Source organism: Mucilaginibacter sp. (assembly GCF_039925265.1).
In the GTDB taxonomy this organism is placed as follows: Bacteria; Bacteroidota; Bacteroidia; order Sphingobacteriales; family Sphingobacteriaceae; genus Mucilaginibacter.
Genome location: NZ_JBDSZG010000056.1, coordinates 20,887 through 33,895, shown reverse-complemented (window position 1 = coordinate 33,895; position 13,009 = coordinate 20,887). Strand labels below are relative to the sequence as shown.

Genomic DNA, 13,009 nt, shown 5'->3' with positions numbered 1-13,009 from the left:
TTTTTTACTGAGTGTTCGCGCGTGAGTTAATTAATTAATGGCTGGTTGGGTAGCTATATTTTGTTCTAAGGGCAGGTAAAAATAAAAGCTGCTGCCTTTACCCGGTTCGCTTTCTATGGAAAACCTGCCGTTATGCTTTTTTATAATTTCTGATGCGATATAAAGACCAAGACCTACACCCTGGTAATGCATGGCTGTTTTACTCACCCGGTAAAAGCGTTTAAATAACTGATCGATATCCTCTTTTGCTATACCTATTCCAAAATCCTGCACTATTACTACTATTTGGCCGGCTTCTACCTCGGCTTTTACTATTATTAATGATGAATTTGGAGAATATTTAATGGCATTGTTTAGGAGGTTAACCATAACCTGCTCTATCCGGAACTGGTCGCCCATGTAGCGGATATCAATATCATTTTCCAGTAGTATCTGGTGTTGATGTGAGGTTTGCTGCACATTAAAAATACTGTTAACCAGCGCATCCGAAAAATTGAACGCGGTGATGTTCAGGTCTATTTGTCCGGAGTTGATCTTGGTAACATCCAGCAGGTCTTCTATTAACCGTTCCAACCGTTTTATGCTGTGGCCGGCATTTAATATAAAGGCGTAACTTTTATCGGTTTTGTTGGCCGTTTTTTCCAGCAGCTGGTTTATGGCTTTTATACTTGTGAGGGGTGTTTTAAATTCGTGGCTTACAATATTAAAAAACTCGTCTTTTTTTGCTTCCGCTTCTGCCCGCCTCTCTTTTTCCCTTGCCTGTAACAATAATTCGGTATCAGCAATGATCAGTTCCTGCGCCCGCTTTTCTTTTTCCTCATTCTGAAAAATCAGTTCGGTATTGGCAATAACTAACTCAGCGGCCCTTTTTTCTTTTTCCTGGTTTTGAAAGATCAGCTCAGCGTTAGCTATGATAAGTTCAGCTGCTCTTCTTTCCTTCTCCTGGTTCTGAAAAACAAGTTCGTTGTTTGCTATAATTAATTCGGCAGCCCGCTTTTCCTTTTCTTCGTTCTGAAAGGCAAGCTCGTTGTTGGCTATAATGAGTTCGGCGGCCCGTTTTTCTTTTTCCTGGTTTTGAAAAACCAGCTCAGAATTTGCTATAATTAATTCGGCAGCCCGCTTTTCCTTTTCTTCATTCTGAAAGGCAAGCTCGTTGTTGGCTATGATGAGTTCGGCAGCTCGTTTCTCTTTTTCCTGGTTTTGAAAAACCAGCTCGGTATTGGCAACTATCAATTCAGCAGCGCGTTTTTCCTTCTCCTGGTTTTGGAATATTAATTCGGTATTTGCTAATAGCAACTCAGCGGCCCGTTTTTCCTTTTCCCGGTTTTGCAAATTCAGCTGCGCGTAAGCAATAGCCAGTTCAGTAGCGCGTTTTTCTTTTTCTTCGTTTTGAAAGAGCAATTCAATATTGGCGATAACGAGCTCTGCTGCGCGTTTTTCTTTTTCTTCGTATAAAAGATCAAGTTTTTTATTGGCGGAGATGAGTTCTTTTGCACGCTTTAGCTTTTCGGAATTTTGAAAGTCGAGTTCAATGTTGGCGATGACCAGTTCGTTTGCCCGCCTTATTTTTTCCTCGTTTTGGAGGTCGAGTTCGATGTTGGCAAGGATCAGTTCTGCAGTGAGTTTCGCTTTTTCCTGGTTTTGAAGAACTAACTCACGATTAGCAAAGATCAATTCATCCGATAGGTCTCTTTTATCCATAATTGGGGCCGACTGCTGTCGTTTAAGGTGCGCTAATCCCCGTCCGAACGGAAAGATGCAAATTATGGTAAGTGATTTTGAGCTTGCTACACTTAAAAAGACCGGATTTACACAAGGTACTAAAAAATCAGGCTATGTGCGGTTATTTAATTTATATAAAAACGACGAGCCATAAAATGGGAGCATTTTATGGCTCCTCCGGGCACAGTTCTTAGCCCGGGCGCAATCAGCATTTTACTATTACGATATGCCCCCTTTTACCACTATATCAACGGCGCCTGTAATTTGTTACCCCACCCCCTGTTTTTAAATTTTTTAATTAGGTGTTTTTCAGTGCATTTATACACCCTATTATGTCGCATTCGTACCTTTGCGATGTGGTTTTATGATGGTAATTTTACTCAACAAAATTTAAAACCATGACTGAAACTAAATCAACCTCAAAAGCCGCCATCATAGCGGGCTGGATCATCAGCGGATTAATTATCCTCTTTTACCTGTTCGATGCAATTGGTAAAATTGTTAAGGAAAAGCATTCGGTAGACGGCAGCGTTGCGCTTGGCTGGCCGATAGAACACATACCCACCATTGGCTTTATATTATTGATTTGTACTATCCTTTACGCTATCCCGCGTACGTCGGTATTGGGTGCGGTTCTTATCACGGGCTACCTGGGCGGTGCGGTAGCTGTTATGATGCGCACTCCCGGCCAGCCATACCTTTTCCCATTTTTATTTGGAGGGTTAACATGGGCAGGCGTCTACTTCCGCAATGCAAAGCTGCAGGCGCTGGTAAAAGGTATTGCGTAAAAATCAACTATATAATGAAAGCCTGCGACTATTGATTCGCAGGCTTTTTGTGATTGAAATTTAGGTTCTCAGATCTTTAATGTCAATTGTTCAATTTTTTAATGATGCCGCTTTGGATTCATTTTCCTCCAGGTCAACTGCTTTAATAGATAGCTTGCCTTTTGGCCAGGCTTGCCCGGCAATGGGCTGCCAATGTGTTAACGGTGTAAAAGCCATGCGTTGCCCATTGCAATAAATATTGTATCCCGCAAGCCCGGCGTTATCGTGTGCGACTTTCCAGGCAAGTTGTTTGTGTATGCCTTTGCCTGTGGCGGTAAATTTTTGCGGAATGGAAGGCGCCGTATGGTCGGGCTGCAAGCGGTTGGTGCAATTGATAAAGGCACGCAGAACGTGGTAGGTACCCTTCCAGATCTGGCCTTTAAGGGCCGGCTTGTAATTGGGTTGTTTATCAATCCCGCCCTGGTACCAATCGCCATGTTCGTGGTCTATCAGGTTGGTTTGCACGTAATTCCAAAGCTTGTAAAACTTTTGGCCGTATTGCAGGCTGTCTTTCGGGTACATATCGTCGAACATTAATAAGGTGTTCAACCCTTCGGCCTGTGCCCACCAGTTTTTGGTTTCGGCAATAATAGTGATGCCTGCTTTATCCTTAAAGTAATAACCTTCGTCGTAAAAACCACCGGTAGCGTTATCCCAGCCGTTTTTCAGCGCGTGATCAAGCATACGTTTGGCAACCGTGTGGGTGGTGACATCATTTTTCAGGCCCAGCAGGTGTGAAGCTTCCAGCATCAGGTAAGCGGTTTCCACATCGTGCCCGAAGGACACATGGTCCAATCCGCGGTGACTCAATATATAGGTTTCCGATGAATCGCGGTGGTTAACCGGCGTCCAGTCCGGCTGAAAGAACAGGGTGAGGTTACCTTTGGGCGTAACTATTTTATCGCGAATCAGGAACAGCATTTCCTGCAGACGTTCCTTTAATAACTTATCCGGCCAAACACGGTACAGCTCGGTAAAAGCCTCCAGCAGGTGGATGGATGTGTTTTGGTCTTTATAGCCCGTTTCGGCACGGGATGGGGTAGCGGCGGTACGTTTTATCGGCGTGCCATCCAGCTGCATGTGCTGGTAGTAGCCTTTGTAAACCGGGTCGTGGCTGTGTTGCTCCAGCCAGAGGAATTGTTTTATAGCCAGGTTCAGCGCGCTGGTGTCGCCGCTTTGGTGATAATAAGCCGCTATGGCATACAAAGCAAAAGAGTTTCCGTAAGCTTCCTTTGGAGCAAAGCCGCCGCTTTTTGGTTTACCCTGCCTGTCGGTATAGGTATAAAAGCCACCGTATTGCTTATCCCACAAAACATTCTTTAAAAATTGAAAACCCTGCGCTGCGCCCATACTGTAATACTTAACAGACGAATATAGCTCTGCCGCCCGGGCATTGCTCCAAACGTGGCGGGCCTGCGTTACGATCATTTTGTCCTGCGCGCCCTGTGGTTTAAATTCGAACGTGAACGTACTTAAGAAGCCGCCGTAAGTCGTGTCGATAGCCGCCGGGTACCAGGGCTTCAGCAATTCATCTACCATTGATCGTTTCATTTCGCCATAAACCTGCTTGCGGGTATTAGCGACAGGAGATTGCGCATGTGTGCCGCCGCAAATCAGTAAGGAAATTATGGTTGTATAGAAGATATTTTTCACGTGGGAATGGATATCAATTATTTTTTATTTAGAACATGATCCGCCGCCAGCACCAGGAACAGGTAATCAGCTGTACCTCCGCCTAATACGTACTCGCCCTGTTGCCATAAAAAAGGCCAGCTCAAAAGTTCCGGAAAATCGGGGCGGATCAAAGCCGTGCCCGATGTACTGCCGCCCGGTATGTACGACCAATCTGCCCGGTTAAAGCCATAAGCTGTAGTCATAGATTTTGCCCCAACGCCGGATACGAAAGAAGATGTGTTAGAACCCGGGTGGCAACCCAAAATAAAATTGATGGAGTTGAGCATGTACTCGTCGCTAAAGATCTGCGGGAAGCTGGCGTATAAGAAATATTGCTTGTACCCAAAGTTTTGGATCCCCCAGCCGGCACCCCAGATGTTTGGTTCGTACGGTACACCATACGGGGTTTTTAGGCCCTGCTGCTGTATGTTGGCATACATTTTTTTAACGGCTGCGGTAATCGCCTCGGTGTAGGCAGGGTCGTTCACAGCTTTTAGCGTGCGGCCTACCATCCAGCCGGTGTTATCGATGCGCTGGGCTATCATATCCTTGTTCTTCACCAGGAAATCGGCATACTTTTTATCTCCTGTGGTAAGCAAAAGTTCTACTGCAAGCGGCACAAAACGGGCAATATTTTTGTCGTTGGTTTTATTCCATACCTCGGTAGCAATCTGCAGGCATTGGGTAGCCAGGGTATCATTATAGCCTTTCATCACCCTGCTGGCGGCGGCTAAAGCCACGGCAGTTTGCAAGGTGCGGCCGGTATTTTCTTCGGTGAAAACCCAGCGGTCGTCTGCAGGGGCAGGTTTATTTAAAATAGGGTCGATGTTTGTGCCGCCGGTTTTGTAAGGGATGTTATCGGTAAGGTTGGCGGCATCTCCCAATAAAACATACTGGCGGATGGTAGGCTCGATAATACCCCGGTAGGACCTGCCCATGGCCTGGTAGCCTCCGGTAATGGTCAACAGTCCATGCTCTATCTGTTGCAGCATGTCTGGTTTGCCATCAGGTTGCTGTATCTCTACGAGGTGGTTGTTTTGGTCGATAGTGGTGTTATCATAATCTACGTGGAACTGCTCGTACGCCAACGTAAGCCCGTGAACGGTTTCGGCCTGAGATTCTACGCGGATATCAAAATCACCGGCATCATGCCAGGCTCCACGATTAAGAAAAGGCACATTGTCGCCCGGCTTAAACTTAGTAAGGGTAGAGTGGCCCTGGATATAACCGTCGAAATGATTAGAGTCGATAGGTGCCATGCGGGCATCATCCATGTGGCATAGCCCGTGCCATACCCGATACTTGTCGTTCACGCGCATGTGGCACATTTGCGCCGGTAAAAAGTACTCCAGCGTAGGCTGCCAAACATTATTGGTAAAAACCTTGCTGCCTATCTGGAAAGGGCTGGTTTGGTAATTGCCGCATTTAACTACGTACATCCCCGGTTTTTTTACCGACGAAAAATCGAAGCGGAGGTAATGATAACGCAAAAAGTTACCCCATTCGGCAGGGATCTGTTTTATGGTAGTTTCCAGGCCACCATTCTCTTTTACGCGCAGTAAAGAAACCTGCTGTTTTTGCTTGTCGTTCTTATCCAGTTCTATTACCGCTATTTTTTGCTGATCGGGGTGGTAACCAACCTGCGATACCTGTACCACCGGCGGCGATAGCCAGCCTTTTATGGCATTTGGTGTAACCAACCATTCGATAGCGCCTTTTGCGGCCCCCTTAGCAATCAACGATCGCACCACAAACCAGCCGTTATTGTGCTTACTACGGCCATCCAGCAGTTGCAGTTTATCGCTCTTCAGGTTTTCTATTACCATGCGTTGCGCGTCAGATTCGGGCGCTATAATGAGTTTTTTACCACTCGCGATGGCTTCGGTCTCCAATACCCCCTCTTTATCTTTCAGCATCTGGCTGTTTGATTGCTGCGGGAAAATGCCGAACTGTTCATCGGCATAAAACGATTTGCCGAAGAGGATGCCCGGATACAATTCTATATTAAAGCCAACTTTACCTACCCAGGCATCGGGCAGGGGTTTATCCAGATCGATGATGATCTTAAAGGCATTGCCAACCGGCAGCACGCGGATATTATAAGCGAAGTTCAGGTCGGGGTAAATGATAGGGTTAAAACCCTTGCGGTTTATCTCGGGGTTGGGGTACTCCATGCGTACGCTTATCTCGTGCGTGGCTTTGTTCACCACGCGCTTGCCTACCTTGGGTATGGGCGACCATTGCCCCGGCGTAGGCTCCAGCCGCAGATCGCCATTGGTGGCCGTGCGCTGGCCGTTTTGGATAATGCCCACACCGCCCTGGTGTCCTTCGGGATAAAAATCGTGTGCCAGCATTACGTTTACGCCGCCATATTCCAGGTATTCCAGGCTGTTTAACACCATGCCCGGTTTTTTGACGGTAGATTGCGCTTTTGTTTGATGGACGGCTGTAAAGCACAGCAGGCCTGCGGCAATTAGGGTAAGTTTAATTTTCATAGCAATTTAGGAGTGGCCGGATTTGGATGTTTTTTGGCCACGGTAAAAGTAGCCTATGACTAAACTGCCCTGTAATACTATTTGATCAATTTTATACAAATTATGTTAACCGGCTAAACCGTTATTCGCGGCAGATATTTAAAACTGCTGTACTATTTGAAAATATGCTTCTAATTGCCAATTTTTGATAGGATAAATTAACCCCAGCCTCCGTGAAAATTACCGTTTTAATATCCCGCATCCTGCTTGGCTTTTTGTACCTCGTGTTCGGGCTCGATTACTTCCTGCATTTTATACCTTATCAACCGGCGCATACCGGGGTAACGGGTGCTTTCGTAGCCGGACTAAAAGGCGTTGGGTATTTTTATCCCATGATGAAGGCGATACAAATAGCGGCGGGCCTGGCGCTTATGTTTAACCGTTACGCGCCGTTTGCCGCTGTGGTGGTTTTCCCCATCAGCTTAAATGTTTTGCTGTTCCATACCATTTTAGTGCCGTCGGGGTGGCTGATGGGCGTGTTTTTGTTTGTGCCGAATATTCTTTTAGGATTTGGTTACCGCAAGTATTACAGCGGTATGTTCACCGCGAAAGCGGTTGTTAAATAGGTATACCTGTAGATTGTTTGCCCTTGTTGATTTTGACCATTCGAAGCGTTTTTTAAGTGGAAGTGCAGCAATAAAATAGCTAACTTTACTTATACCACATTAAATAAACCCCCATGAAACCACTGCTCAAATTTGAAGCCTGGGGTAACAGGCATCACCCCAAATTACTCGATCTGGTTAGAATGTTACTGGGACTGTTCCTGGTTATGAAAGGGTCTATTTTTTTTACAAAGTATGCTTTCTTACGAGACATTATCATGGAATCGGGCAGCCTTTCTAAGTCTCCTGATCTGGTTGCCTTTTTAATTAACTACGTTACTTATGTACACATTGTAGGCGGCGTATTGATATTTATTGGCCTTTATACACGATTGGCCGCGTTGCTGCAACTACCAATCGTGTTCGGTGCCATTTTTTTCATCAATATCCTTTCAAGCTTTGTCAATTCCGAATTATGGTTGTCGGTACTGGTGATGGCGCTCTTAATGTTATTTGTGTTGATAGGTTCCGGCCCGCTTTCGTTAGACTATTTTATTAATCGGTTCTCGTTTCACGACGAGGAGCATTGATCTTATTAAAACAGACTGTTATTCTCCCGAAGCGAGATATATCTTGGGCAGCGATATACATGAACAGCATAATCCTACCCGGATGATAAAAGATCGTACCCAGTTCATAGTGCTCCATTCTGATACCGTTTTTTTAAGCAGGCTACATCAGTTAGCTGAGCCATTTCTACCTGCCAGATGAAGTGTATCATCTGTACTCTGTTGGTGTGTAGAAGTTACTGGTCGCGCGCTTTTGAAAGATTGTGTAATAGCCTGCTAAGTAGACTCGTATGGCCGGCATAGGCATCAGTTGTGGCGGGCCGCTAAGCGGTAAACGGGAGCTCGTCCTGTCGCCGCCAAAACTGCCCGGCTGGGACAATATCCCCATTGTACAAATGGCGGAGAACTGGTTTAAGCGGCGTGTGCTCATGCAAAACGATGCCAATGCAAGTACATGATAGGCAGTGGTATACTTGCAGCGCCGTTAACAGAAAAAATGGACGAAAGAAAAGTTTACCTGCCTGCCGGTATTGGATATTACTTTAACACCAACCAAAATATGAAGGTGGCAAAACTTATACGATTAAACCAAGCCTTACTCAATTTCCAATTTTTATAAAAGAAGATACTATATCGCCATTGGCAAACCTGTTGAACATGTTACACCCGATACTAAGTTTTAGATCACCTGTTTCGTTTACGGCAATCATAAAACGGCAGGTTCATTATTTGAAGATAATGGAGTAACCTTTAATTATGAAAAGGAAATTATAACTTGGTCTCCCTATCATGGGACAAAAATAGAGGGGCAATAAAACGCAGGAGGTTCATTTAAAGGTACAAGGTATGCCATAAAAAAATGGCGGGTTATAAACTGAAAAAGCATTACAAATATAAACTATGTTAAGACGCAATTTTATTAAATTATCGGCTGCGGGATTTGCCGCAGTTATGTACAGCAGGTTAACCTATGCAGCAGGTAATGGCGTTTCGTTGATTAATAAGCCGGATGAAGCCTGGGCACAGGTAGGCGGCCAGTGGGTAAAACTCACCAGTAAGGGCAGTTCTGTTTTTACTTACCAGGACATCAAAGTAGAGGTTAAAGCAAGCGGAAATGCGCAGGCCGTATATATACAATCGCCCCTGGCAGAACTGCATGCGGTGAAATTTGAGTGGAAATACCAAACCGCGGCATATGCAAAGATTTTAGGCGACCACTGGGAGCGTACCTATGGCGACCTTGCATGGAAAACACCCGAAGCTGACACCAAAAACCCTTGGTATGTATTGTTGCATGACGATAAACGAACCGCCTGCTTTGGCGTAAAAACTGCTTGCAATACTATTTGCTGGTGGGAAGTTAAATCCAATGCTGTAGAGCTTTATATGGATACCCGTTCGGGTGGTGTAGGTGTAAAACTTGGCCAGCGTACCCTGCATGCTGCCGATATTGTAACAGGTATGAGCGCGGCAGGCCAAACGCCATATGCAACCCTCACCAATTTTTGCAAAGTAATGTGCGCTAAACCACGTTTGCCAAAACAACCCGTTTACGGTATTAATGATTGGTATGTGGTTTATGGCAAAAACTCTTATCAAACCATAAAAGATCAAACTACGGCGATGACGGAATTGGTTGTGGATACCAATAATCGCCCTTTTTCGGTAATTGATGATGGCTGGCAGCAAGCCGACGACTTTTCAATTGTGAATGATAAGTTTAATGACATGCACAAAATGGCTGATGAAATAAAAAGGCTTGGGATGCGCCCCGGTTTATGGACACGCCCTTTAATTGCCCGCAAGGATGACAGTAAAACCCTGCTTGCTTCAAAAATACCAGGCCGCAGTCAGGAGGATGAATTGATACTTGACCCCACCATTCCTGAAAATTTAGCGAGGGTAACCCGTAATATCTCGTTGTACAAACAATGGGGTTACAACCTTGTAAAACACGATTACAGCACCTTCGATATTTTTGGAAAATGGGGTTTTCAGATGAAAAGCGAATTCACCACCCCGGGTTGGAAACTCCACGATCAGACTAAAACTAACGCAGAGGTTATTAACGCGCTCTACCGCGTAATAAGGGAGGCGGCAGGCGATATGTATATTATAGGCTGCAATACCATGAGCCATCTGGCTGCCGGTATATTTGAGCTTAACCGTATTGGCGATGATACCAGCGGTAAAGAATGGGCGCGCACAAAAAAGATGGGCGTAAATACATTAGGTTTCCGCATGCCGCAAAACAATACATTTTATGCTGCCGATGGCGATTGCGTGGGCTTAACAAAAGATGTTGCATGGGGTAAAAACAAACAGTGGCTACAGTTGCTGGCAGAAAGCGGCTCGCCGCTATTTATATCGGCCGAGCTGGACTTTTTGGATACAGAAAAAAAAGACACCATTAAACAAGCTTTTGCTAACGCCGCTAAAGTGCAACCCAATGGCGAACCGCTCGATTGGCTAACAAATCAATTCCCGGAAAAATGGATGTTGAATGGCCGGGAAGTGGTGTTTAAATGGGAATAACATGAAAGAGCATTTAAGGGAGAAAGAAATATCTGACCATTCGTGGTAAATTCCCGGCAGCTGGACATCCATGCGCCTTTTATTGCGAATGATAGAGTCTTTGACTATCGCCTAAAAGCCTGCGATCATTTTATTTTCAGGCTTTTAGTTTGATTTGATATTGAAAAAGCGGAAGGGAGGGATTCCAAACATGGCTTGCTTTAATTAGGGTACTGTAAAAGCACCGTCTATCTTGCAGATCTGGTATGATATGAACCTTTTCTTTAGCAGATCGTGAGCATCGCATAACAAATCCCACCGTTTGATTTCCCCAGGTTTCGTTGTTCAGCGAAGTGAGAATTTGATTTCGGTATCAATTAGTCCCGTGCCGGAAGCTGCTATGATCCCAATTAACGGTTTCCGCTTGAATGTAAAAGTAATACTTCCTAAATCCAGCCAATGTAAGCTATCGGTTGAGTAGCTTCCGTTAAATCTGTTACCCTTCCGTGATAATTTGAGCCATATAGGCCCGGTCATCCTTCCAAAAGTAACAAATGGAGCCTGCAATTCAACATCGGGAGCGGCCTTCAGCAACGCACCCTGATAACCGCGGGACAAAAATTGTAGTCCCCATTTAGGCTCTTCCGGTGCTAAAGTGCTAATAGGCCGTAACAATAGGGTAACAGCGGCTGCATTGCCGTGTGTGCCATCTCTGAAGGTTAAACCAAATTGCGTTGTTTGCGCGCTAAATTGCGGAACATATTTTATCACCAGCTCATTGGGATGGTTCAGCGGCAGGTAAAGAAGGGTAGCATGGTCAACCAGGCTGTCTACACCTATCCCTACGGCATTGATGTTTACAAATGATTCATCGAATGAAGCTGTGCCGCGCCTTTTACCGGTAGAATAGATTAGCTTTGGTAATGCGTTATTGGTAGTTAACCCACTATCAAGATCGGTTACTTTCCAACCAAAAGGCAGCCCCGCATAAATACTTATGGGAACAGAAAATTGCCCTTGCCCATTTTTGTTTACGGCGTTTATTGTATAGTAATACAACCTTCCGCGGTGTACTAAATTGTCAATAAATTCAGTAGCCGTTACTTTATTGGCAATTACCTTGAAAGGCCCGTGAGGGTTTACTGCTCTTTTAATGCTGTAATAATCTGCGTTGATTATTTTTGGCCAGCTTAGTTGGTTACCTGTACCCTTTCCTGCTATAATTATACCTGCCGGGCGATAAGGCGGTGTGGCTATTGTGCTGTCCGGAGCGTCCCTTGTGTATAAAATTGTGCCGAAACCGATGTGGTCTGCACCGGGAGAACCCTGTTTTTCGGGCCTTATACTTTTTGCCGCTTTTGCCGTAAAAGGTGCAGAAAGGCCGCGCCTGTGTACGTAATGATTATAAACTTGCTCGTATATTGCTCTTAGGTTTCCGCGGCCCTCGGTAGAGATAGTGCGGTGCAAATATTTCCCGGTCCTGTCAATGGTAGGCGTAAATACAACATCATACCCTAAATTGTATTGGGCCGTATACTCAAAACCTTTCAAAAGAAGGTTGTTTTGCAGCGAATAAAGGTCAATGCCTTGTTGCCAGGCCATTTCGCAGCAATCGGCTAAATGGGCAATGCCCAATTGCGTGTGGCTTTGGTCTCGGCCGCTTTCCTGGCATTGTCCGTTTTGATTTATAATGTAATTAGTGAGGCGGCCGTTGCCAACGCCGCATTGGTAATAGTTTAAGGCATTGTTAAACATAGCCCGGTCGTTACAAAAAATTGCAATGGCCATAACGGTCTTTAATGCAGCGCCGTCCCAGTTGCCATTTGCAAAGGGGGCGTACTCTTTAATAATGGGGTAAATTACCAATTGGAAATGCTGCCCGGTAATTTTGGTATAGTTTTCAGTCCAGCCGGATTTTGTATATCGTAACAATTCCGCAGCATTTACCATTTTAAAGGGGCCAAGCCCGGCCATTAAAACGGCATCCCTCCCGGTTATGGTTTTAAGTGTGCTTGCCCATGCCCTAATGATCTCTATAGCTTTTTTGGCATACCTTGGTTCGTCCGTAAGTGCCCACATTAACGCGTTTTGGTAGGCTGCATTCGCGTCGCTGTCATAAATTGACTGCCCGATTGTTGGGTTTCTGCCGACTGTGGGTAGCGGACCTTTCAAAACGTAGGTGAATTGAGACTGCGGATGCGTACGGAGTTCTTCAAACCCTGCTTTGGTAACCGGATCATTGGCAGCGAGCGCTTTTTTGATACGGGCAAGGTCTACGGAGCCGGTAAGCAGGCCGGGGTGTACAAAATCCTGTGAGCGGGATTCTACGCAAAGGAAGAGCAAGATTAAAACAAGAATCGCTTTAGATATATTAATTTTCATTTTATAAATGTTGAGGGGCTTTTACTTGTAATTTTCCAGTTTACTATGTCTGTTGATTCCAGGATTGGAAGGCCCGGCATGCAATTAAAACTCAATGCTGTCATATAATATTTGTTGCCCACCCGTATAGCGTCGGGGTCTGAGTAATCCTCATGCAGCACCGGGTTTCGGTACTCCCCATTGGAAAGGTCAGGCACCCAGGTTTTCGACAGTGATTGTGCAAAAAGCAGGAATAGCATTGC

9 protein-coding genes and 1 pseudogene are annotated in these 13,009 nt (G+C 45.3%); 5 read left to right on the top strand and 5 right to left on the bottom strand.

What is annotated here, in order from left to right:
* Positions 1–30: 30 nt before the first annotated feature.
* Positions 31–1,701 (bottom strand): ATP-binding protein, encoded by a 1,671-nt coding sequence (locus ABIX36_RS24045; protein WP_348084713.1) that lies wholly within the window; start codon positions 1,699–1,701, stop codon positions 31–33.
* 419 nt (positions 1,702–2,120) lie between these two features.
* On the opposite strand from ABIX36_RS24045, the gene ABIX36_RS24040 reads away from it, so the two are divergent.
* Entirely contained in the window at positions 2,121–2,510 is a 390-nt protein-coding gene (locus ABIX36_RS24040; protein ID WP_348084712.1) for a DoxX family protein, read from the top strand.
* A gap of 90 nt (positions 2,511–2,600) precedes the next feature.
* Here the strand turns inward: ABIX36_RS24040 and ABIX36_RS24035 are convergent, their stop codons facing one another.
* The gene (locus ABIX36_RS24035; RefSeq protein WP_348084711.1) at positions 2,601–4,202 is read right to left on the bottom strand and encodes an AGE family epimerase/isomerase; all 1,602 of its coding nucleotides are present in this window, start codon (positions 4,200–4,202) and stop codon (positions 2,601–2,603) included.
* Between the two features lie 17 nt (positions 4,203–4,219).
* Entirely contained in the window at positions 4,220–6,718 is a 2,499-nt protein-coding gene (locus ABIX36_RS24030) for a glycoside hydrolase family 9 protein (protein WP_348084710.1), read from the bottom strand.
* Between the two features lie 212 nt (positions 6,719–6,930).
* On the opposite strand from ABIX36_RS24030, the gene ABIX36_RS24025 reads away from it, so the two are divergent.
* The 4 genes from ABIX36_RS24025 to ABIX36_RS24010 all read left to right on the top strand — a co-directional run bounded on the left by ABIX36_RS24025 (position 6,931) and on the right by ABIX36_RS24010 (position 10,406).
* A complete protein-coding gene (locus tag ABIX36_RS24025) occupies positions 6,931–7,323 on the top strand; it encodes a hypothetical protein (protein ID WP_348084709.1) in 393 nt (130 codons plus the stop codon).
* 113 nt (positions 7,324–7,436) lie between these two features.
* Positions 7,437–7,892, top strand: coding sequence for a DoxX family membrane protein (locus ABIX36_RS24020; RefSeq protein WP_348084708.1), 456 nt, complete (start codon positions 7,437–7,439; stop codon positions 7,890–7,892).
* 269 nt (positions 7,893–8,161) lie between these two features.
* A complete protein-coding gene (locus ABIX36_RS24015; RefSeq protein WP_348084707.1) occupies positions 8,162–8,329 on the top strand; it encodes an ROK family protein in 168 nt (55 codons plus the stop codon).
* 442 nt (positions 8,330–8,771) lie between these two features.
* Positions 8,772–10,406, top strand: coding sequence for a hypothetical protein (locus tag ABIX36_RS24010; protein WP_348084706.1), 1,635 nt, complete (start codon positions 8,772–8,774; stop codon positions 10,404–10,406).
* A gap of 324 nt (positions 10,407–10,730) precedes the next feature.
* On the opposite strand, the gene ABIX36_RS24005 is transcribed toward ABIX36_RS24010, so the two are convergent.
* Together ABIX36_RS24005 and ABIX36_RS24000 are read right to left on the bottom strand one after the other, a co-directional pair.
* On the bottom strand, positions 10,731–12,767 hold the full coding sequence (locus ABIX36_RS24005) for an alginate lyase family protein (RefSeq protein WP_348084705.1): 2,037 nt from the start codon (positions 12,765–12,767) through the stop codon (positions 10,731–10,733).
* A gap of 23 nt (positions 12,768–12,790) precedes the next feature.
* A pseudogene (locus ABIX36_RS24000) lies at positions 12,791–13,006 on the bottom strand (family 43 glycosylhydrolase); the annotation flags it as partial.
* Between the last annotated feature and the right edge of the window lie 3 nt (positions 13,007–13,009).